Source organism: Nocardiopsis sp. NPDC055824 (assembly GCF_053616335.1).
In genome coordinates this window covers 1-20,923 of record NZ_JBSHDN010000083.1, presented here as the reverse complement: position 1 = coordinate 20,923, position 20,923 = coordinate 1, and the positions used below count along the sequence as shown (strand labels likewise).

Annotated in this window: 18 protein-coding genes; 12 read left to right on the top strand and 6 right to left on the bottom strand. The window is 70.6% G+C overall.

Annotated elements, in window-relative coordinates; all coding sequences use genetic code 11:
* The first annotated feature begins 145 nt into the window (after positions 1 to 145).
* The 8 genes from ACWGL3_RS17820 (at position 146) to ACWGL3_RS17785 (ending at position 8,619) form a co-directional block, all read left to right on the top strand.
* The gene (locus ACWGL3_RS17820) at positions 146 to 1,099 is read left to right on the top strand and encodes a type IV toxin-antitoxin system AbiEi family antitoxin domain-containing protein (RefSeq protein ID WP_267946174.1); all 954 of its coding nucleotides are present in this window, start codon (positions 146 to 148) and stop codon (positions 1,097 to 1,099) included.
* Positions 1,100 to 1,253: 154 nt separating this feature from the next.
* On the top strand, positions 1,254 to 2,351 hold the full coding sequence (locus tag ACWGL3_RS17815) for a lactonase family protein (RefSeq protein WP_452461566.1): 1,098 nt from the start codon (positions 1,254 to 1,256) through the stop codon (positions 2,349 to 2,351).
* An 823-nt stretch (positions 2,352 to 3,174) separates the two neighbouring features.
* Positions 3,175 to 4,827, top strand: a complete 1,653-nt coding sequence (gene ctaD, locus ACWGL3_RS17810; protein WP_267950485.1) for an aa3-type cytochrome oxidase subunit I — start codon at positions 3,175 to 3,177, stop codon at positions 4,825 to 4,827.
* A gap of 122 nt (positions 4,828 to 4,949) precedes the next feature.
* The gene (locus ACWGL3_RS17805) at positions 4,950 to 5,327 is read left to right on the top strand and encodes a hypothetical protein (protein WP_267946172.1); all 378 of its coding nucleotides are present in this window, start codon (positions 4,950 to 4,952) and stop codon (positions 5,325 to 5,327) included.
* A 228-nt stretch (positions 5,328 to 5,555) separates the two neighbouring features.
* Positions 5,556 to 6,200, top strand: coding sequence for a biotin transporter BioY (locus tag ACWGL3_RS17800; protein ID WP_267946171.1), 645 nt, complete (start codon positions 5,556 to 5,558; stop codon positions 6,198 to 6,200).
* Positions 6,200 to 6,898 (top strand): energy-coupling factor ABC transporter ATP-binding protein, encoded by a 699-nt coding sequence (locus ACWGL3_RS17795; protein ID WP_267946170.1) that lies wholly within the window; start codon positions 6,200 to 6,202, stop codon positions 6,896 to 6,898. Before ACWGL3_RS17800 ends, ACWGL3_RS17795 begins: the two co-directional genes overlap by 1 nt.
* The gene (locus tag ACWGL3_RS17790) at positions 6,895 to 7,509 is read left to right on the top strand and encodes an energy-coupling factor transporter transmembrane component T family protein (RefSeq protein ID WP_267946169.1); all 615 of its coding nucleotides are present in this window, start codon (positions 6,895 to 6,897) and stop codon (positions 7,507 to 7,509) included. Before ACWGL3_RS17795 ends, ACWGL3_RS17790 begins: the two co-directional genes overlap by 4 nt.
* 108 nt (positions 7,510 to 7,617) lie before the next feature.
* Complete coding sequence (locus ACWGL3_RS17785) at positions 7,618 to 8,619, top strand: serine hydrolase (protein ID WP_267946168.1); 1,002 nt, start codon at positions 7,618 to 7,620, stop codon at positions 8,617 to 8,619.
* A gap of 148 nt (positions 8,620 to 8,767) precedes the next feature.
* On the opposite strand, the gene fabG is transcribed toward ACWGL3_RS17785, so the two are convergent.
* Complete coding sequence (gene fabG / locus ACWGL3_RS17780) at positions 8,768 to 9,526, bottom strand: 3-oxoacyl-ACP reductase FabG (protein WP_267946167.1); 759 nt, start codon at positions 9,524 to 9,526, stop codon at positions 8,768 to 8,770.
* 324 nt (positions 9,527 to 9,850) lie between these two features.
* Between fabG and ACWGL3_RS17775 the strand changes: the two genes are divergently transcribed.
* A complete protein-coding gene (locus ACWGL3_RS17775) occupies positions 9,851 to 10,348 on the top strand; it encodes an ATP-binding protein (RefSeq protein WP_267950484.1) in 498 nt (165 codons plus the stop codon).
* 302 nt (positions 10,349 to 10,650) lie between these two features.
* Positions 10,651 to 11,487 carry a helix-turn-helix domain-containing protein gene (locus ACWGL3_RS17770; RefSeq protein ID WP_452461565.1) on the top strand — a complete coding sequence of 279 codons (837 nt, stop codon included), beginning with the start codon at positions 10,651 to 10,653 and terminating at the stop codon, positions 11,485 to 11,487.
* Between the two features lie 240 nt (positions 11,488 to 11,727).
* Here ACWGL3_RS17770 and ACWGL3_RS17765 read toward each other — a convergent pair whose 3' ends face one another.
* The 5 genes from ACWGL3_RS17765 to ACWGL3_RS17745 form a co-directional block, all read right to left on the bottom strand.
* Positions 11,728 to 11,961 carry a DUF397 domain-containing protein gene (locus ACWGL3_RS17765; protein ID WP_267946165.1) on the bottom strand — a complete coding sequence of 78 codons (234 nt, stop codon included), beginning with the start codon at positions 11,959 to 11,961 and terminating at the stop codon, positions 11,728 to 11,730.
* Between the two features lie 329 nt (positions 11,962 to 12,290).
* Positions 12,291 to 13,310 (bottom strand): metal ABC transporter substrate-binding protein, encoded by a 1,020-nt coding sequence (locus ACWGL3_RS17760; RefSeq protein WP_267946164.1) that lies wholly within the window; start codon positions 13,308 to 13,310, stop codon positions 12,291 to 12,293.
* Between the two features lie 84 nt (positions 13,311 to 13,394).
* Positions 13,395 to 14,066 carry a potassium channel family protein gene (locus ACWGL3_RS17755; RefSeq protein WP_267946163.1) on the bottom strand — a complete coding sequence of 224 codons (672 nt, stop codon included), beginning with the start codon at positions 14,064 to 14,066 and terminating at the stop codon, positions 13,395 to 13,397.
* A gap of 22 nt (positions 14,067 to 14,088) precedes the next feature.
* Positions 14,089 to 15,441 (bottom strand): TrkH family potassium uptake protein, encoded by a 1,353-nt coding sequence (locus ACWGL3_RS17750; RefSeq protein ID WP_267950483.1) that lies wholly within the window; start codon positions 15,439 to 15,441, stop codon positions 14,089 to 14,091.
* Positions 15,442 to 15,693: 252 nt separating this feature from the next.
* The gene (locus tag ACWGL3_RS17745; protein ID WP_267946162.1) at positions 15,694 to 16,614 is read right to left on the bottom strand and encodes a cation diffusion facilitator family transporter; all 921 of its coding nucleotides are present in this window, start codon (positions 16,612 to 16,614) and stop codon (positions 15,694 to 15,696) included.
* A gap of 127 nt (positions 16,615 to 16,741) precedes the next feature.
* Here ACWGL3_RS17745 and cmtR point away from each other — a divergent pair, with 127 nt between their 5' ends.
* Both cmtR and ACWGL3_RS17735 read left to right on the top strand, forming a co-directional pair.
* Positions 16,742 to 17,071: a Cd(II)/Pb(II)-sensing metalloregulatory transcriptional regulator CmtR gene (cmtR, locus tag ACWGL3_RS17740; protein WP_267946161.1), complete on the top strand. Its 330-nt coding sequence runs from the start codon at positions 16,742 to 16,744 to the stop codon at positions 17,069 to 17,071.
* 594 nt (positions 17,072 to 17,665) lie between these two features.
* Positions 17,666 to 20,896 carry an efflux RND transporter permease subunit gene (locus ACWGL3_RS17735; RefSeq protein ID WP_267946160.1) on the top strand — a complete coding sequence of 1,077 codons (3,231 nt, stop codon included), beginning with the start codon at positions 17,666 to 17,668 and terminating at the stop codon, positions 20,894 to 20,896.
* Positions 20,897 to 20,923: the final 27 nt, after the last annotated feature.

The window sequence follows — 20,923 nt, the reverse complement described above, 5'->3', positions numbered from 1 at the left end:
CCCCCTCCCGATGATCTTGTACTTGTAGCGACATTGGGCGCCCAAACTCGCTACAAGTACAAGATCATCGGGGAAAGGCGGTGGGTTATACACAGGTGGGGCAACAACGCTGGCACCTTGGGGGAGGGTGACCGACAGTGGGGGCATGAACCACGTCTCCCAACGGCCGACCGGTGCCCTCGCCGCGGCCATCGGCACCGCGAGGCGCCAGTACGGCGTCATCAGCTGGGGGCAGGCCCACGCGCACGGACTGCGCCAGGCCGGCATACGCCGCCAGCTCCGCAGCGGCCAGTGGGTCCGGCCGTACCGGCAGGTGTACGTCGTGCTCCCCCTGCTCCCGCCCCCCGGGAGCCCCGACAGGCTCCGCAGCAGCGTGATGGCGGCACAGCTGGCCCTCGGCCCCCGCTCCTTCGCCGGCGGCGAGACCGCGGCGCTCCTGTGGGACATGCAGGGGCTCCCGCCATGGGACGGCCGCGAGGTCCACATGGTCATCCCCGCGCTCGGCGCGCAGCGCCACGTCACCGGTATCACGCTGCACAGCTGGTACACCCTCCCCGAGGAGGTGACCGAGATCGGGAACGGCATCAGAGTCACCCGCCCCGGGCGCACCCTGCGGGACACCGTGCTGGGAGTGGACCGGGACACCGCGGTGTGCCTCATGGACTCGGCCCTCCAGCAGGGACTCGTCGGCTGGGAGGAGATCCCCGCGCTGGAGGAAGCGAACCGGGGCCGCAGGGGCTGTGTCGACGTGCGTCGCTGGTGGACCCTGGCCGACCCCCGGTCACAGAGCGCGCTGGAGACGCGGATCCGTCTGATCTGCGCCGACGGCGGTCTGCCCCCGGACGAGCTCCAGCGTCGCTTCACTGACGGCCAGGGCAGGACCATCGCCGTGGTCGACTTCTGGTGGGAGGGCCCTCGGCTCATCGGTGAGGCCGACGGGCTGCGTGCTCACAGCGGACCGCGATCCCTGGTCCGGGACCGCGAACGGCAGAACGACCTGCAACGGTGGTACCCGGATGTTCGGATCGCCCGTTTCGCCTGGCAGGACCTGAGCCGCCCCGGATACATCCTCGCCACTGTCGCCGACGCCGGGCGCTGACACCGGCACCGGCCCGCTCGAGGCAGACCCCCGCCGGGCCGGACGGGCGGGAAGGGGGTGCCTGCGCCCCTCCGGCCACGGGGGACCTGTAGCATGCGGCCGGTGGTGTAGACCACTGGATCGCGAACGCATGCTACGGAAACGAGGCTCCCCGGTGGGCGAATCGGTCGGTGGATCGGTGGACGGACGTCGGCTGCTGCTCGTGGGGACCTACACCCCCGACTCCGACCCGCCGGGAGAGGGCGAGGGCATGTACCGGGTGTGGTTCGACCCGGAGACGGGCGAGATGACCGACGGCGGCGTCGCGGCCCGCACTCCGGGCCCGTCGTTCCTGGCCTTCCACGCGGACCCGCCCACGGTGTACGCCGTCAACGAGAGGGCCGAGGGCACGCTGACCGCCTTCCGGGTCGACGGCGACGCCTCCCTCGCCGAGCTGGGCTCGGTCCCCACCGGCGGCGGTTCCCCCTGCCACGTGCTGGACCTCGGATCCTCCGTGGGCGTGGCCAACTACGCCAACGGGACCGCGACGGTGTTTGCGCTGGGTGCGGACGGCACACCGCAGGCGGGCGGTCGCGGGTTCCCGCACACCGGGAGCGGCCCGGTCACCGACCGCCAGGAGGGCCCGCACGCGCACAGCCTCGCCGTCGCGCCCGACGGGGAGAGCCTGCTCGTCGTGGACCTGGGCACCGACGAACTGCGCGTCCACCGGGCGGGCGAGCCGGCGGGGGCTGTCGCCCTTCCGCCAGGCACCGGCCCGCGCCACGCGGTCGTGGCGGGGGAGTACGTGTACGTGGCCGGCGAGCTGGACTCGCGCGTGCACGTCCTGCGCTGGGACGGCCAAGCGGGCACCGCCGAGCATCTGGGCTCGGTCCACGCCACCGGCGAGGAGGCGGCCGGCACGAACTTCCCCGGGGAGGTCGCCGCCCACGGCGGCTACGTGTACGTGTCCAACCGGGGCGCGGACGCGGTCTCCACCCTCGCCGTCCGCGACGGCGGCGCCCGCCTCGAACACGTCGCCAACACGGTTGTCGGGGCATGGCCGCGCAACTTCGCCGTGGTCCGGGGCCACCGTAGCGAGCCCGACCACCTGGTGGTCGCGGCCCAGAACGGCGACTCCCTGGCGTCCCTGCTCATCGACCCCGGCACCGGCGTCCCGGCCGACACCGGCCACCGCCTGGAGATCCCCGTCCCGGTGTGCGTGCTGCCGGTCCCGATCAACCGCATCCGCCGCGCCGGAGCACCCACGGAGTAGCCCGGCCCGCGTCGTCAGCGGTCGTACACGTCGCCACGGGGGGCGATCCCGACCTGGGTCGTGTAGCGGCTCACACGTAGTCCTCGAACCGGAGGGGGACGGTCTCCTCGTCGGCGCGGGCGTTGATCACCGCGCTGTCGGCGGCGTCCTCCAGCTCTTCCGGATACGCGGCGGACACCGGGACCGGGCCTCGGTCGGCTCGGCCGCCATCCCGCCCGGTTCGACCGGTTCAGCCGTCATGATTCTCTGTCCTTCGCCTGATCGCCCGTGGTGCGGGTGCGCGTCATGTCGAAGGGGCGGCGCCTCGGAAGTTCGCTCCCGCCTCGTCCGGAACACGCCCCCGGCGGCTTTCGGACAAGACCCACCGGGCCGGGCGGCGCCACGGGGGCAGAACTCCGCGCATGGCCGCCCCGTGCGGGTGAGGCCCGGGCGGGCCGTCCACCGTGCCCCCGCACGCGGCCGCCCCGACGGACGGGCCCCTCACGGTACCGGCCCCTCGGCGCCGTCGACAGGCCGCTCCGGACCCGCCCTCGGAGCCGGGGTCCCGCCGAATCCCGGCCTTTCCGGGAAAACAATCACCCGTAACCGTCCCGGCCGACGGCAAAACGGAAAAGAACGAAACAAAAGCGAAGTATTCAACGGGAGAACACGGACTCTCTTTCGCGTGCGAGGCCGAGCCCTGCGTTAGCGTTACCCTGGGATTCTGGAAAGGGATTCCGTGGGGGCGCGGCGGCCGGGAAACGGCTGCGGGCGGCCCTCTTTTATCCGTTGTTTTGCGTATTCGGGGGTTTGAATCGTGGCAGAGGTATCGACGGCGCCCGACGTGTACGACGAGACCGGGGGCGGTGGGGAGACCCGCCAGGGGAGGCTCATCGCCAGCTGGCTGTCGTCGACCGACCACAAGGTCATCGGGTACATGTACCTGATCACCTCGTTCGCGTTCTTCCTCTTCGGCGGCGTCCTGGCGCTCCTCATCCGCGCCGAGCTGTTCTCACCGGGCATGCAGCTCATGTCCAACGAGCAGTACAACCAGCTGTTCACCATGCACGGCACGATCATGCTGCTGCTGTTCGCGACCCCGCTCTTCATCGGGTTCGGGAACATCATCATGCCGCTGCAGATCGGCGCCCCCGACGTCGCCTTCCCCCGGATGAACCTGTTCAGCTACTACCTCTTCCTCTTCGGCGGGCTGGTCGCCGTGGGCGGGTTCCTCACCCCGGCAGGCGCGGCCGCCTTCGGCTGGTTCGCGTACACGCCGCTGTCCGACGCGGTCCGCTCCCCGGGCATGGGCGGCAACCTGTGGATCCTGGGCCTGCTCGTGTCGGGCCTCGGCACCATCCTGGGCGGGGTCAACTTCATCACCACCGCCCTGTGCATGCGCGCGCCCGGCATGACGATGTTCCGCATGCCGATCTTCACGTGGAACGTGGTCCTGACGAGCGTCCTGGTGCTCATCGCGTTCCCGGTCCTGACTGCCGCCCTGATCGCCCTCGGGGCGGACCGCATGGTGGGCGCCCAGGTCTTCAACGCCGAGCACGGCGGCGCCATCCTGTGGCAGCACCTGTTCTGGTTCTTCGGGCACCCCGAGGTGTACATCATCGCCCTGCCGTTCTTCGGCATCGTCACGGAGATCCTGCCGGTCTTCAGCCGCAAGCCGATCTTCGGCTACAAGAGCCTGGTGGCCGCCACCATCGCCATCACCGGCCTCTCCGTCACCGTGTGGGCGCACCACATGTTCCCCACGGGCGCGGTCCTGCTGCCGTTCTTCTCCTTCATGTCCTTCCTCATCGCGGTCCCGACCGGCGTGAAGTTCTTCAACTGGATCGGCACGATGTGGCGTGGGCAGATCACCTTCGAGACGCCGATGCTCTTCACCCTCGGCTTCCTGGCCACCTTCCTCTTCGGCGGACTGACCGGCGTGCTCCTGGCCTCCCCGCCGATCGACTTCCACGTCACCGACTCCTACTTCGTGGTGGCCCACTTCCACTACGTGGTCTTCGGCACCGTGGTGTTCGCGATGTTCGCGGGCTTCTACTTCTGGTGGCCCAAGTTCACCGGAAAAATGCTCAACGAGAAGCTGGGCAAGTTCCACTTCTGGCTGCTGTTCTTCGGCTTCCACGGCACGTTCCTGGTGCAGCACTGGCTCGGGGCCATGGGCTTCCCGCGCCGCTACGCCGACTACCTGCCCGGAGACGGCTTCACCGAGCTGAACCAGATCTCCTCGGTCTCCGCCTTCGTCCTCGGCGCCTCGACGCTCATCTTCTTCTGGAACATGTACATCACCGCCAGGAAGGCGCCCAAGGTCACCGTGGACGACCCGTGGGGGTACGGCTGCTCGCTGGAGTGGGCGACCACCTGCCCGCCGCCGCGGCACAACTTCACGTCGCTGCCGCGCATCCGCTCGGAGCGTCCCGCGTTCGACCTGAACCACCCGCACGCCGCGGTCCCGGCGGGCACGGACCCCGAGAGGAACTGACCGCCCCGAGGAGTCGGGCCTCCCCGCAGGAGACCCTCCCGGGGCCGTTCCGCCCGCACACGAGCTCAAGGCCCCAGGCGCCCGCACGGCGCCGAGGGCGCCCGGTTCCGGATCGAAGGCGCATGGTCGTGAATCCATCCCCTGCTGACAACGCACGGTGGCCGCTCCTCGAGGGGCGCGCCGCCACGGTGTTCGCCACCCTCCTGGCCGTCGCCACACTGATGATGCTGTGGACCTGGACGGGGCACACCGCCTTCGCGGCGGCCGGGTGCTGCACGGCGGCCGTCGTGTTCGCGGCGGGGTTCGTACGGGCCAGGGCCGGCTGGGCCGAGCTGGTCGGCGGCCCCCTGGACGGCGCACGGGTCCGCTCCACCAGGGCCGACCGCCTCCGGGGGGCGTGCCTGGTCCTGGTCGTCCCCGGCGGAGGGCGTGCCCGCTACGGCCGGGACGAGGCCGGACGCCTGGTCTACCGGGGACGCGACGACAGCGGGGAGAGCTGAGGGCACGGCCCCGGGCAGCGCTCCCGATGCCGTGGCCGCTCCCCGCCGTGAGCGGCCACGGGAGCCCCGACGGGCGCCGCGAGGCCCCGCGGAGTGATCCCCGTCTCAGGACGACCTCCACAAGTCCGACGCCCCCGGAACTGTGCGCCCCGCCCTCCCCCCGCCACACGCGCATCACGGACAATGGGTGGTGATCCACTCCCACCGCCTCCCCGAGGGGAAACGCCCATGCCCGCCAACGGGACGAAGAAGCACGTCCGCCACAGGGGTCTGACCGCCCGCGACCTGGCGCTCATCGCCGTGTTCGCGGCCCTCATCGCCGCCCTCAGCGTCACCGTCGCGATCCCCTTCCCCGGCTCCCCGGTGCCGGTCACCCTCCAGACCCTGGGCATCATGCTCGCCCCCAGCCTCCTGGGCTGGAAGCGCGGCAGCCTGGCCGTGGCCACGTTCGTCGTGCTCGGCCTGGCGGGACTGCCGCTCTTCGCGGGAGGCAGGGGAGGGCTGGCAGCCCTGGCGCTCCCCTCCTCCGGGTTCATCGTGAGCTGGATCCCCGCCGCCCTCGTCATCGGCCTGCTCACCGACCTGATGCTGCGCAACGGCCGCTACCGCCTCTGGCAGGGGGTCCTGGTCAACGCCCTCGGCGGCATCGTCGTGGTCTACGCGATCGGACTGCCCTGGCTCGCCGTCGCCGTGCAGAGCTGGGAGATCGCGGCCGTCTCCGGGGCCACCTACCTGGTCGGCGACGCCGCCAAGGTCGTCCTCACCGCGCTCATCGCCTCCGCGGTCCTGCGCGCCTACCCGATCCCACCCGCCGGACGCCCCGTCCGCGACGGGGCGGACCAGGAGCCCGGCAGCGGCGGCGGAGCCGCCTGATGCTCCGCCTCCAGGGGGTCTCCCACTCCTACGACGACCGCGCCGTCCTGCGCGACGTCACCCTCGACCTCGCCGAGCACCGCATCGGCGTGATCGGGGCCAACGGATCGGGCAAGTCCACGCTCGCCCGCACCCTCAACGGCCTCGTCGTCCCCGACGAGGGCCGGGTGACGCTGGGGGAGTGGGACACCCGGCGCCACGCCAAGCACATCCGGCGCCGGGTCGGGTTCGTCTTCTCCGACGCCGCCAACCAGATCATCATGCCCACGGTCGCCGAGGACGTGGAGATCGGCCTGCGCTCCCTCCGACTGGGGAGGGAGGAGACCGCCCGCCGCGTCGACGCCTTCCTGGTCCGCTACGGCCTCGACGGCCACCGCGACCACCCCGGGCACCTGCTCTCCGGAGGCCAGAAGCAACTCCTCGCCCTGGCGTCGGTCCTGGCCACCGAACCCGAGGTGCTGGTGTGCGACGAGCCCACCACCCTGCTCGACCTGCGCAACACCCGCATGGTGCACCGCACCCTCGACGGCCTCGACCAGCAGGTCGTCCTGTTCACGCACGACCTCGACCTGCTCGACGGGTTCGACCGGGTCCTGGTCATGGACGAGGGGCGGGTGGCCTTCGACGGGGCCCCCGCCGAAGCGGTGGCCCACTACCTCCGGCTCATGGACGGGGCGGACCGGGAGGCCGGCGCGTGAGCGCGATCGGCCTGTACGTCCCCGGCACCGGCCCCCTCTACCGGGCCCCGGCCTGGGCCAAGCTCCTCGGACTGCTCGCCGCAGGCGTGGCGCTCCTCGCCGCCGCGGACCACCGGATCGCGCTCGGCGCGCTGGCCGCGTCCCTCCTGGCCTACCCCGTGGTCGGGCTGGCCCCCGCCCGCGCCTGGGGGGTCCTGCGCGTCCTGTGGCCGTTCCTGCTGGCCATCGCCCTGTTCCAGGTCCTGTTCGGCGAGTGGGAGACGGCCGTGCGCCTGTGCGCGCAGCTGGCCGCGCTCGTGCTGCTCGCCAACGTCGTCACGCTCACCACGCGCGTGCGCGAGATGCTCGACCTCTTCGAGCGCGTGGCCCGCCCGCTCCGGCACGTCGGGGTCGCCCCCGACCGGGTGGCGCTCGTGCTCGCCCTGACGATCCGTTCCATCCCGATGGTCGCCGACGCCTGGCGGACGTCCCAGGAGGCCTATCGGGCGCGGGGGCTGTCCGGGCGCCCCCACCTGCTCGTGGTCCCGGTGATCGTCCAGCTGCTCCGGATGGCCGACGCGACGGGCGAGGCGCTGGTGGCCCGGGGGATCGACGACGACACGCGCGCCTGACGAGACGCGGGCACACGACGCCGGGCGGACACCGGATCGCCGCCCACGGGGCGCCGGGTGGATAATGTCCGGACAGCCCCCCTGCTGCTCCTACGAACCGGTGATAGCGTGCCCCGGCGTCCCCCCGCCGACATCATCCGAACATGGTCCGCCGCCACGGCGGCGATCTGCCTCGTCGTGCTCACGGCCCTCGCGGTCCCCGGCGCCACCTCGGCCGCCGGAGGACTGTCCGCGCCGGACCCGGCCCTCGTCCGAACCCTGCTCTCGGAGAGCGCCCTGCCCCTCGTGCCCTTCGCGCCCCTGACCGGCCCGGCCACCGGCGGGCGCACACTCGGGCCGGCGCAGCGGGACGAGCTCACCGGGCGGATGGAGGAGCTGGTCGGCGAACACCCCGCGGACTTCGCGGTCGCCGTCCAGGACCTGCGCACCGGCGCCACCTTCAGCCACGGCGCCCACGAGCGGTTCCCGACCGCGAGCGTGTCCAAGCTGACGATCCTCGCCCTGCTGCTCCTGCGCGCGGAGGAGGAGGGGCGCGGGCTCTCCGCGTCCGAACGGGACCGGGCGGAGGAGATGATCCGCTACAGCGACAACGAGGTCACCGACGGCCTGTACGCACGCATCGGCTTCACCGACGGGTTCACGAGCGGCGTCCGCGCCCTCGGGTTCACCGGTACCGACCCCGACCCGCGCGGCGTGTGGGGCTCCACGACGACCACCGCGGCCGACCAGGTGCGGCTGCTGCGGATCCTGTACGTCGGCGAGGGGCCGCTGTCGCCGGAGAGCCGTGCGTACGCCCGCGGGCTGATGGAGTCCGTCGCCCCGGAACAGGCCTGGGGGGTGTCGGCCTCGGCCGTCCCGGGGGACACGGTCGGCCTCAAGAACGGCTGGACGCCCCGCGAGGGCAACCGGGGGCTGTGGACCGTCAACACGGTCGGCTACGTGAGCGGCCCCGACCACGAGTACCTCATCGCGGTCCTGTCCGACGGGAGCCACGACTACGCCACCGGCGTGGCACTCGTGGAGGAGGTCTGCGGGACCGTCACGGAGGCAATGGAGGAGGCGCGCGGCGACGGAGGTCCGGTGCCCTCTCCCCGGGGCCCCGCACGCTGACCGTCCCGGACGCCCCCGCGCGGGCAGCGCGCCGGGGCGGGACCCCGGCGCGCCGGGCCGGCCCCGGACGGGACGCACGGGCGCCCCGACCGGAGGCGTGCCCGGCCGGGGCGCACGGTCCCGGAGGCGGACCGTGGACGGCGCACCGCTAGTCCAGCGGGCCGCCGGCCACGTAGACGACCTGGCCCGACACGAACCCGGCGTCCTCACCGGTGAGGAACGCGACCGTGTTGGCGATGTCCTCGGGGACGCCCACCCGCCGCACCGGGATCTCCGCCTCCTTGAACGCCTTCATGTCCTCGTACTTGACGCCGATCCGCTCGGCCGTGGCCCTGGTCATCGCGGTCTCGATGAACCCGGGGGCGACGGCGTTGCAGGTCACGCCGAACTTGCCCAGCTCGATCGCCAGGGTCTTGGTGAACCCCTGGAGCCCGGCCTTGGCGGCGGAGTAGTTGGCCTGGCCCCGGTTGCCCAGCGCGGAGGAGCTGGACAGGTTGACGATGCGGCCCCAGCCGTTCGCGGTCATGTGCGCCTGGGCGGCCTTGCTCATCAGGAACGAGCCCCGCAGGTGCACGTTCATCACGGTGTCCCAGTCGTCCGCCGACATCTTGAACAGGAGGTTGTCGCGGAGGACACCCGCGTTGTTCACCAGGATGGCGGGCGGGCCGAGGCGTTCGGCGACGGTCGCGACCGCGGCGTCCACCTGGTCGGCGTCGGAGACGTCGCATCCGACGGCGAGGGCCGTGCCGCCCCCGGCGGTGATGCGGTCCACGACCTCCTGGGCGTCGGACTCCTTCAGGTCCAGGACGGCGACGGCCCGGCCTTCGCGCGCCAGGCGCTCAGCCGTGGCGGCGCCGATCCCGCGGGCGGCTCCGGTCACGATGGCCACACGAGGCGTTGGGGACATGGGGTTACCTCCAGAATTCACGTGGTGGGCGCGACAGAATCCTATCCACATCCCTACCGGTCGGTAAGCGGGTGGGGGTGGGAGTGCGGCCTTTCGGGGAGCGCCGGGGAGAGGGCCCGGGAGGAACGGGGATCCGGTGAAGTTGGTCCCCCTGTTTCCCTGCACTTTGTCGAAGCTTGGCCTACGATTGCCACCAAGACCGAGATGCACGTGCATACGAGACGTGCAGCGGCACGGGCCCGAAGGTGTCTTCGCGGGATCGCGGAGGTTTCCGGGACGTGTCGTCGCTGCTCGCCACGGTGCGTCAGGGAGGAAGTGGAAGGCATGGAGTGTGCGGAGGCGGTGACGGAGCCTGCCGGCGGATGGTGGCTCAAGGTCCTGACGCACGGTTCCCGGCGCTGGAACACCCCGGTCTGCGGCGACCGGCACGACGCGGTCACGTGGAGCTTCGAGCCGAGGCCCCAGGCGGTGGGGGCCGCGCGGGAGATTTCCGAGGCGCTTCTCCGCGAATGGGAGATGCAGTACTTGTCCGGCGATGTCGCGGTGGTCGTTTCCGAATTGGTCACCAATGCGGTCCGGCACGGCGGTCCCCTGCCCTTGACCAGGCAGAGCGAGGGGGGTATTCAGCTCTCACTGATGCGCAGCGGGAGCGAATTCATCTGCGCGGTCCGGGACGGCGGTGATCGGCTGCCCCGGAGAAGGGAAGCAGATCTGACCATGGAGGGCGGGCGCGGACTTGCCCTGGTGAGTGCTTTCGCGCGAGAGTGGGGTGTGATTCCCACGTCTCCCGGCGGAAAGTTCGTTTGGGCACAATTCGCCTGATCCCGGTCAGGCGTCCCGTGACCGGCCGTCCCGCGGCCACCCGAAGTCCGCGGGGGCTCCGGCCCGGTGGCCCGCCGTCCGCGACGGGGGTCGACGGCGGCCCCTCCCGGAGGGGCCGGCGCCGTCACCGATGGAGTACCCGGGTGCGGGGGCGCTCCGGTTATATCGTGTACATGTAGTGTCTTGACCTCAAGGCAAAGGTGTCCCGCCACCCCGGATACCCTTGTGCCGGGAATGACAGAGAGGCGACGAACGTGGATATCGCTCGATTGCGCAAGGGGAGCGGCCCCACCGTGCGTCGCATGCTACTCGGGCACGAGCTTCGTAAGCGCCGCGAACAGCGGGGTATCACCCGTGAGGACGCGGGGAACCGGATTCGGGCATCCGCGTCGAAGATCAGCCGGATGGAACTCGGCCGGGGCGGTTTCAAGCTGCGCGATATCGAGGACCTCCTCAAGATGTACGGGGTCTCCGACCGCAAGACGATCAAGGAATTACTCGAAGTCGCCCGCGAATCCAACAAGCCCGGGTGGTGGAAGGAGTACGGCGACTCGCTCCACAAGTGGTTCATCCGCTATGTGGGCTTCGAGGAGGCCGCCGACCACATACGCATCTACGAGTCCCAGTTCGTGCCGGGCCTGCTCCAGACGGAGGAGTACGCACGGGAGATCATCTCGGGCGGCGTCGAGACCGACATGGTCACCGAGCAGCGCATCGAGGCGAGACTGCGCAGACAGAAACGCATCGAGAACGACACGAGCATGCGCATGTGGGTGATCCTCGACGAGGCTGCGGTGCGCCGCCCCATCGGCGTGATCAGCCGTGGTCCGGAGATCATGCGCCGCCAGATCGAGCACCTGATCCACCTCAGCAGCGAGCACGACAACATCACCCTCCAGATCATCCCCTTCTCCGTGGGCGCGCACGCGGCCGAGGCCGGGTCCTTCACCCTGCTGAGGTACTCCGAGTTCGAGCTCGCGGACATGGTGTACCTGGAGCAGCTCCACGACGGCGAGCTCATCGACCGCCGCAACGTGGTGGAGGCGTACACCAAGGCGATGACCCGGCTGAGTGTGGCCGCGGCCACCCCGGACGAGACGCTCGACATCCTCAAGGAGATCCGGGAAGACCTCAAATAGCCGTTCACCGTTGCCCGCGGAGGGGCGGAGCGGTGGTGAGGGGAGACGAACGCAGGCCCGCCGAGGCGGGCCTTTCCGGATGTTGAAGGGCCCTGTCCACTGGACAGGGCCCTTCTGTCCGTATCCTCGGTCGACCCGGGTGAGGGCGTGGCAACCGGGTCGGTGAGTGCGGAGGGTCCCCGGGCGGAACTCCCCCGGGCGCTCCGAAGCCCCCGACGGCATTGTCGGTGGGGACTCGTCCTAGCTGAGCAGGTTGTCGAAGTCACCGTCCTTGGCGCCCAGGATCATGCAGTCGATCTCCTCCTGGGTGTAGACCAGCGCCGGCCCGGACGGAAACCGGGAGTTGCGCACGGCGATCGAGCCGTCGCTCAGGCGGGCCATCTCGACGCAGGCGCCCTGGGAGTTGCTGCGCTTGGCCTTCTGCCAGGCGACATCGGTCAGCTCGGTCGCGGTGATGCCGTTGTGTGCGGTCATGCTGTGCTGCTCCTTCGGATCTGCGAGGGGAACGTCCGTGCTGATGCACCGCCAGATGCACGTGCACAAGCACTGACACTTCATAAGCATAGCGTGACCCTCGCCACTTGTCCGGGGGTTTGGTTCTATGTAAGCGCGGTGTAATCCAACCGTTCGGGACAGGTGTCCGGACCCCGACGAACGGGACGACACGGGTGCGATTCCGGCGCTCGGCACGGTGCCGGACACGCGTGAGCCCCACCCGTCCGGCACGTACCGGACAGGTGGGGCTCACGGGGGCCGGCCGGGCAGGGGCCCGGTCGCGGCGGGACGCCGTCAGGCGTTCGAGGTCAGGAGCAGCCCAGTGCGGTGGTCAGCGCGGCCAGGTTGCCCCGCATGATCGACGGGTAGTCGTCGCCGGGGGAGTCCTCGGTGACGCCCTCCAGCGGGTCGAGCACCCGCACCTCGGCACCGGTCTCGGAGGCGATGGTCTCGGCCGTCTCCGGCGGCATCAGCGGTTCGGTGAAGACCGTGGTGATGTCGCGCTCCCGCACGATGTCGGTGATCGCGGCGATCTGCGACGGGGAGGGCTCGGTGTCGGGGTCCACCCCGCTGACGCCGACCTGTTCGAGGCCGTAGGCCTCGGTCAGGTACGTGAACGCGGTGTGGCCGACGACGACGTCGTGGTGCTCGCAGGAGGCCAGGCCCTCCTCGTACTCCTGGCCGATCGCCTCCAGCTCCGCCGTCACGGCCTCGACGTTCTGCTCGTAGGCGTCGGCGCCCTCCGGGTGGACCTCGCCCATCCGCTCGCCGAGGGCCCGGGCGGTCTCCGCCATCAGCTCCACGTCCAGCCAGAAGTGGGGGTCGTGCTCACCGTGGTCGTGCTCCTCCTCCCCCTCCTCCTCCTCATGGGCGTGCTCGTCCTCGTGGCCGTGCTCGTCCTCGTGGGCGTGCTCCTCGTCCCCGTGCTCCTCGTCCTCGCCTCCGGCCGGACGCAGGTGCACGACGTCGCCCACGTCGAGCGCGCTGTCCGAGGCCTCCTGGGAGATCGCGTCGTCCACCGCGGGCTGGAGGCCCCCGACGAAGAACGCGATGTCGGCCTCGCTGACCTCGCCCACCTGGCGGCCGGTGAGCTCCAGGTCGTGGGGTTCGGTGCCGGGCTCGGTCAGCTGGGTGACGGCCACGCCGTCCCCGCCGATCTCGCGGGCGAGCCACTCCAGGGGGTAGACGCCGGTGACCACGGTCAGGTCGGCGTCGGCCGGGGGGACACCCGTGTCCTCGGCCCCGCCTCCTCCGCTTCCGCAGGCGGTGATCATCATGAGTGTCGCGGTGCCGAGGACGGCGGCCCGCACGGTTGTCCCTGTTCGCATGGGTCAATCATCGGGATAATGAAAACGGTTGTCAATTTGTCTGCTTGTGGAGGATGTCTCCCGGGTGTCGGATCCGCCCGGGTTCTACACGATCTCCGAGAACCGCTCGACGTCGTCGGTCCGTCCCGCGACCACGATCACATCGCCCTTGTTGAGCACCGTCTCCTGGGTCGCGTACGTGAACTCCGCGCCCATGCGCTTGACCGAGACCACGGTGATCCCGTACTCCTGGCGCACTCCCGTCTCGCGCAGGGATTTGCCCAGCAGCTCCTTGGGAGCCTTGGTCTTTCCGAGGGAGAACCCCTCCTCCAGCTCCACGTAGTCGAGCATCTGCCCCGACAGCAGGTGCGCCACCCGCTCGCCCATGTCGTGCTCGGGCAGCACCACGTGGTGGGCTCCCACCTGCTCCAGGATGCGGCCGTGCCGACGGCTCGTCGCCTTCGCCCAGATGGTCGACACCCCCAGGTCCACCAGCTGTGACGTGGCCAGGATGCTCTCCTCCAGGTGGGTGCCGATGGCCACCACCGCCCGGTTGAAGTTGGAGGCGCCGATCTGGCGCAGCGCCTCCTCGTCCGTGGCGTCCGCGATCACCGTGTGGGTGAGGGCGTCGGCGTAGGTCTGCACCAGGCGCGGACTGGTGTCCACGCCGAGGACGTCCCAGCCGCGGTTGACCAGTTCGAGGGCGAGGGAACTGCCGAACCGGCCGAGGCCGATGACCAGGACGCTCTTGTCGTCGTTCCTGTTGCGGTGTGGCACGGGTGACTCCTGTCTGTGCGGCTCAGCCGATGATCGGCCTGGCCTCGGCGAGATCGTAGCGCCGGCGGCGGTCGCGGAAGGCCAGGGCGGTGGCGACGGTGATGGGGCCGATGCGCCCCGCGACCATGAGCGCGACGAGCAGGCACTGGGCCCACGGGGGCAGCTCGGGGGTGATGCCGGTGGAGAGCCCCACCACGCCGAAGGCGGAGACGACCTCGAACACCACCGGGAGGAAGTGGAAGGGGGTCGTGTGCATGAGCAGCAGCGAGCTGAACGCGACGACCGTCGCGGACAGGAACACCAGGCTGAGGGACTGGCGGATCACCCCGGGCGGGAGCTTGCGGTCGAACACGTGCACCTCGTTGTGCGCGCGGATCTCCGCCAGCACCACGAGGAAGATCACGGCCAGGGTCGCGACCTTGATTCCGCCGGCCGTTCCGGCGCTGCCGTTGCCGACGAACATGAGCATGATCGTCAGCAGCAGCGTGGAGTCCTGCATCTCCCCGACCGGGACGGAGTTCAGCCCCCCGCTGCGGGGCATCACGCTGTGGAAGAAGCCGTCCGTGAGCTTGTCCGTCCAGTGCATCGCCCCGAGCGTCGCGGGGTTGCCCCACTCCATCGCGGTGATGAGCGGGAAGCTCCCCAGGAAGAGGATGGCCGTGGTCGTGATGGTGATCTTGGCGTGCAGGCTCCACGTGCGGGGCTCGCCGAGGTTGCGGCGCAGTTCGAGCAGGATCGGGAAGCCGAGGCCGCCGAGGATCACCGCGAAGGCCACCGGCAGGAGGATGAGCGGATCCCCCGAGAAGCGCATCATGCTGTCGTCGTAGAGGGAGATGCCGGCGTTGTTGAACGCCGAGATCGAGTGGAACAGGCCGGAGTAGGCGGCCTCCCCCGGGGACATGTCGTAGCCCAGCCACATCCGGGGCGTGATGAGCAGGAACGTCAGGCCCTGGAGCGCCAGGAAGACCAGGGCGACGCGGCGGACCACGCCGGAGACGTCCCCGATCCACAGGCTCCGCGTCTCGGCCTGCACGTTGAGCTGGGAACGCAGCCGGAAGCGGTGGATCATGGCCGTTCCGAGCACGGACGCCAGGGTCATGATCCCGATGCCCCCGACCTGCATCAGGGCGAGCATGACGATCTGGCCGAAGAGGTTGAGGTCGTGGCCGATCGAGATCACGCCGAGCCCGCACACGGCCAGGGCGGACGTGGCCGTGAAGAGCGCGGGGACGAAGTCCAGCCCCTCGCTGCCGGGGGTGGCCAGCGGGCTCATCAGCAGGGCGGTGCCGACCAGGTCCACGGCGAGGAAGACGAGGAGGAAGACGCGGGCCGGTTTGCGCCATGCGAGGAGTTCCCTGGTCGGCCGCCAGGCCAGGCGCGGGCGGAGGAGGGTCTTCGGCGACCGGAGGCGGGGGGCCGTCCTGCGGACCAGCGCGCCGAGGCTGCCTCCGCGCGGGCGGGGGCGTCGGCTCACCGGGTGCGCAGCCCGTGGCCGTGTGTGGTTTTCACCGGATTCTCCTCCTTCGACGAAGCGCGAACGATTCTGTCAAAGGTTGCGGGTTTGGTCACGTCGACGGCCCGGTGCGTAGGGACCGGAGGGGCCGCTCAGGGCTGGGAGGACGCCCGCTCAGTCGTGTCTGGCGCCCTCGTGGTCGGCGTGGCCCGGAGGCTCCAGTTGCAGGGTGGAGTGCTCGACGTCGAAGTGGCCGGTCAGGCAGGAGTGGAGTTCGTCGAGCATTCTCCCGGTGTCCCGGAGGTGTTCCTCGGCGACCACCACGTGCGCCGACATCACGGGCACCCCGGAGGTGATGGTCCAGGCGTGCAGGTCGTGGACGTCCAGGACCGCGGGGTGCCCGAGGAGGTGGTCGCGCACCTCGCTGAGGTCCATGCCCTCGGGGGTGGCCTCCAGCAGGATGTGCACGGCCTCGCGCAGCAGGGACCAGGCCCGGGGCACGATGATGGCGGCGATGCCCAGGGAGACGAGGGTGTCGATCCGGCCCCACCCGGTCAGCCACACGGCGATCCCGCCGACGATGACGCCGACGGAGGCGAGGGCGTCGCTCATGACCTCCAGGTAGGCGCCCTTGACGTTGAGGCTGTCCTTGGCGCCCGAGCGGAGGACGAACAGCGCGGCGATGTTGGCGACCAGGCCGAACGCGGCGACGGCGACCATGCCCGCGCCGGACACCTCGGCGGGCGACCGGAGGCGGTCGACCGCCTCGACCACGATGAACCCGCACAGCAGGAACAGCACGAGCGCGTTGACCGCGGCGGCGAGGATCTCGGCGCGCTGGTAGCCGAAGGTCCGTCGGCTGGTGGCGGGACGGGAGGCGATCCAGACGGCGGCCAGCGCCAGGGCCACGCCGAAGGAGTCGGTGACCGTGTGGCCGGCGTCGGCGAGCAGCGCCAGGCTGCCGCTGTACGCGGCGCCCACGACCTGGACGGCGGCGACGGCGACCATCATCGCCAGGACCAGCACGAGCCTCCTGCTGTTGGCCGCACCGGCGGTGATCGCGTGCCCGTGTCCGTGCCCGTGTCCCGCTCCCACGGCGCCTCCCTCTTGTCCGCGTCGTCCCGTGCCCTCGGGCGCCGTGTGCGACCGCGCCCCATAGTTCAGTCTTCACTGTTTATACAGCCAAGGCTGTCTATACAGCAAACTATGTACAATGGTTTTCATGTTGACCTCCGAGCAGCGCCTGTCCGCCATCCACCGGCTCGGGCGCGCGCTGTCCGATCCGACCCGGTCCCGCCTCCTCCTGGCCCTCCTCGAGGGTCCGAACTATCCGGCCGGACTGGCCGACCAGCTCGGACTCACCCGGCAGAACGTCTCCAACCACCTCGCCTGCCTGCGCGACTGCGGGCTGGTGCACACCCACGCCCGCGGCCGCCAGGTCAGCTACGAGCTGGTGGACGCATCCCTGGCGCACGCGCTGGAGGACCTCCTGCGCGTGGTGTGGGGGACCTCCCAGCCGCACGAGCCCCTGGAGGAGCACCGGGTGGGCTGAGTCCCACCCCTTCAGGATGCCCCGGCGGGCCCCGCTCTCCCGGTTGTCCACAGGCCGTTTTCGTGGAGGCGTCGCGCCCCGGTCGCGACGTCTTTTTTTGGTGGACCGGAAATCGTGGCTGTGATGTCCCTTACAAGGAACCGGGGTCTGAGGCCGCGGGAAGGCCCACCTCACCCCGGGGGACTCCGACTTACGGCGGACGTCCCTAACTTTGGTCAGGGATCGACCCTGACAGAAGACTGACGCGCCCCTGAGAGTCCCCTGAACCGGACGGGGTTGGCTGATCTTCCGATATAACGCGACGTATTCTGAATCGTGCGCCAGGCGGATGCTCCCCCTGTGCCGCACATCGCGAACGCACAACCTGCGTCCCCACCAGCACCACACGTTCGAGGACCGGTCGCCAGACCGCAGTGACGGCGTGCCCGCCCGACGGTCGTCGGAAAGCGCTCGACCACCACACCACGGTCTGCTCCCGTGGTCAGCAGCGAACTAGGAGCGAAAACCTCTCATGTCCAGATCGGCCACAAGGGCCCGTGGTACGGGCCGTCCCCCGGCAGGGACCGCCGCCCGCCGCTCGGAAGGGGCCACGGTATGAACCGCCTCGCGGTCATGTCGCTCAAGAACCGGGCGCTGGTCCTGCTCGTCACCCTGGCCGTCCTCTTCTTCGGCGTCCTCGCGGCCGCCTCGGCCAAGCGGGAGCTCTTCCCGGAGATGTCCCTCCCGATGGTGATGGTCTCCGGCACCTACCAGGGCGCCTCGCCCCAGGTCGTGGAGAACCAGGTCACCGAGCCCCTGGAGCAGGCCGTCCAGGGCGTGGCGGGCGCCACCACGGTGACCTCCACCTCCAGCACCGGCTCCTCCCAGGTCACCGTCGAGTTCGACTACGGCTCCGACCAGGACGACCTGGTGCGCCAGACGCAGATCGCGGTCGACCAGATCTCCGGCATGCTCCCCGAGGACGTCAGCACCAGCGTCATGTCCTTCAGCACGGACATGATGCCGGTCGTGATGCTCGCCGCGGGCGCCGAGGACGGCGACGACCAGTCCATGGTCGAACCGCTGGAGACGCACCTCGTCCCCGAGATCGAGTCCCTCCCCGGCGTGCGCTCGGCGATGGTCACCGGCGCCATGGGCTCCGACGTCGTCGTCAGCCCGGACGCGGACGAGCTCGCCTCCGCGGGGCTGTCCCCCCAGGACCTCACCCAGGCCCTCCAGTCGAGCGGCCTGCTCCAACCCGGCGGTGACATCGACTCCGACGGCCGCACCCTGAGCGTGACCACCGGCGAGCAGTTCTCCTCCGTCGAGCAGATCGAGGACGTCTGGGTCCAGCCCTCGGCCGCCGCCGGCGACATGTCCGCCGCGGCGCCCGGAGCGCCCCCCGCGGCCCCGCCGGCCCCGGTCCAGATCTCCGAGGTCGCCGACGTCGAACTCGTCCAGGACGAGGCCACCACGCTGGCCCGCGTCAACGGCGACCCGAGCATCGGCGTCATGGTCATGGCGACGCCCGACGGCAACACCGTCGAGGTGTCCGAGGGGGTCCAGCGGGTCCTCGACGAGCAGGCCGACGTCCTCGGCTCGAACATCGACATCAGCGTGGTCTTCGACCAGGCCCCCTACATCAACGAGTCGATCCTCGCGATGGTCGAGGAGGGCGGCATGGGCCTCGTCGCCGCCGTCGTCATCATCCTCGTCTTCCTCCTGTCGATCCGCTCCACCCTGGTCACCGCGGTGTCCATCCCGGTGTCGGTCCTGATCGGGTTCCTCGGGATGCAGGCGTTCGGGTTCAGCCTCAACATGCTGACCCTCGCCGCCATCACGATCTCCATCGGGCGTGTGGTCGACGACTCCATCGTGGTGCTGGAGAACATCCGCAGGCACCTCGACTACGGCAAGGAGCGGATGGAGGCCGTCCGGACCGGTGTGCGCGAGGTCGCCGCCGCCGTGGTCTCCTCCACCCTCGCCACGATCGCCGTGTTCCTCCCGCTGGCGTTCGTCGGCGGCATGGTCGGCGAGCTGTTCATGCCGTTCGCGGTCACCGCCAGCCTCGCCCTGGCCGCCTCGCTGATCGTCTCCATCACCCTCATCCCGGTGCTCTGCTACTGGTTCATGCGCCCCAAGGACATCGGGGACGCCACCCAGGAGGAGATCGAGCAGGAGGAGAACGAGCGCGAGCGCAAGGGCGTCCTCCAGCGCGCCTACCTGCCCGTCATCCGGTGGATCACCACCAAGCGCAAGGTCGCCACGATCACGACCCTGCTCGCCTCGGTCGTCATCTTCGCCGGCACCGTTCTCATGGCCACCAACCTCGAGACCGACTGGATGGGGCAGTCCGAGGAGAACTCCTACGCGATCGTCCAGGAGCTGCCCCCGGGCACGTCCCTGGAGGAGGCCGACGCCGAGGCCGTCAAGGTCGAGGACGCCCTGGCCGGGTTCGCCTGGGTGGAGTCCTACCAGACCAACGTCGGCGGCGGGGGCATGGCCGGGATGATGGGCGGCGGAGGCAGCAGCCAGGTCGACTACACGGTCACCGCCGACCCCGACACCGACCAGGCCCGCAACCGCGACGTGCTCCGCGACACCCTCGCGGACCTGGACACCGAGTACGAGCCCGTCCTGAGCAGCATGGGCGCCATGGGCGGATCCGGCATCGAGGTGCAGGTCAGCGCGGACGACCAGGAGGTCCTCGCCGAGGCCACCGGCATGGTCGAGGACGAGCTGAGCGCGATCGACGGCACCGCCGACATCACCAACAGCGTCGCCGCGGAGCAGTCCTCGCTGGAGGTCAGCGTCGACGGCGAGGAGGCCGCGGCCGTCGGCCTCACCGAGGCGGCGGTCGGCCAGCAGGTCTCCGCGGCCTTCAACGGCCAGAACGTCGGCACCGTCACCCTCGACGACACCCGCCGTGACCTGGTGGTCCGCTTCGACGAGGCCCCGCAGACGGTGGACGACCTGGAGGACCTGCCCGTCATGGGCGCGACCGGGGCCGTCCCGCTGTCCGACGTGGCCACGGTCGAGGAGGTGCTCCAGCAGCCGGAGCTCACCCGGATCGACGGCATCACCAGCGCCACCGTGTCGGCGAGCGTCACCGCCTCCGACCTGGGCGCGGTGAGCGCCTCCATCACCGAGGCCCTCGACGGGCTGGACCTGCCGGAGGGCGCCTCGGCGACCCTGGGCGGCGTCAGCCAGGACCAGTCCGAGGGCTTCGCCTCGATGATGCTGGCGATGCTCGCCGCGGTCGTGATCTGCTACCTGATCATGGTCGCGACCTTCAAGAGCCTGCTCCAGCCGCTCATGCTGCTGATCTCGATCCCGTTCGCGATCACCGGCTCGCTGGGCCTGCTCCTGATCACCGGAAACCCGCTGGGCATCGCCGGAATGGTCGGCATGCTGATGCTCATCGGCGTGGTCATCACCAACGCCATCGTCCTGATGGACCTGATCAACCAGAACCAGAACAACGGGATGCCGCTCAGCGAGGCGATCGTGGAGGGTGCCCGCCACCGTCTGCGGCCCATCCTCATGACGGCGCTCGCCACCATCGCGGCACTGACCCCGATGGCCCTGGGGATCACCGGCGGCGGGGCGTTCATCTCCGCGCCGCTGGCGATCGTGGTGATCGGCGGCCTGCTGACCTCGACCGTGCTGACGCTGGTCCTGGTCCCGGTCCTCTACCAGCTGGTGGAGTGGTCCAAGCAGCGCCGTGCCGCGCGGAGCGCGGAGCGCGCCGAACGGCGCCGCGCCCGCAAGCGCAAGGCCGCGGGGGGTGCGCCCGAGGGCGGCACGTCCGGGGCCGAGCGGGCCGAGGAGCGGGTCGGCTCGTAGCCGCATGCTCCACAGGGGCGCCCCCTC

Bases quoted from the DNA above. Each gene is read 5' to 3' on its own strand.
- ACWGL3_RS17820 (WP_267946174.1), top strand. From the start codon at position 146: ATGAACCACGTCTCCCAACGGCCGACCGGTGCCCTCGCCGCGGCCATC.
- ACWGL3_RS17735 (WP_267946160.1), top strand. From the start codon at position 17,666: ATGAACCGCCTCGCGGTCATGTCGCTCAAGAACCGGGCGCTGGTCCTG.
- ACWGL3_RS17805 (WP_267946172.1), top strand. From the start codon at position 4,950: ATGGTCGTGAATCCATCCCCTGCTGACAACGCACGGTGGCCGCTCCTC.
- cmtR (WP_267946161.1), top strand. From the start codon at position 16,742: ATGTTGACCTCCGAGCAGCGCCTGTCCGCCATCCACCGGCTCGGGCGC.
- ACWGL3_RS17775 (WP_267950484.1), top strand. From the start codon at position 9,851: ATGGAGTGTGCGGAGGCGGTGACGGAGCCTGCCGGCGGATGGTGGCTC.
- ACWGL3_RS17795 (WP_267946170.1), top strand. From the start codon at position 6,200: ATGCTCCGCCTCCAGGGGGTCTCCCACTCCTACGACGACCGCGCCGTC.
- ACWGL3_RS17770 (WP_452461565.1), top strand. From the start codon at position 10,651: ATGCTACTCGGGCACGAGCTTCGTAAGCGCCGCGAACAGCGGGGTATC.
- fabG (WP_267946167.1), bottom strand. From the start codon at position 9,526: ATGTCCCCAACGCCTCGTGTGGCCATCGTGACCGGAGCCGCCCGCGGG.
- ACWGL3_RS17765 (WP_267946165.1), bottom strand. From the start codon at position 11,961: ATGACCGCACACAACGGCATCACCGCGACCGAGCTGACCGATGTCGCC.
- ACWGL3_RS17760 (WP_267946164.1), bottom strand. From the start codon at position 13,310: ATGCGAACAGGGACAACCGTGCGGGCCGCCGTCCTCGGCACCGCGACA.
- ACWGL3_RS17800 (WP_267946171.1), top strand. From the start codon at position 5,556: ATGCCCGCCAACGGGACGAAGAAGCACGTCCGCCACAGGGGTCTGACC.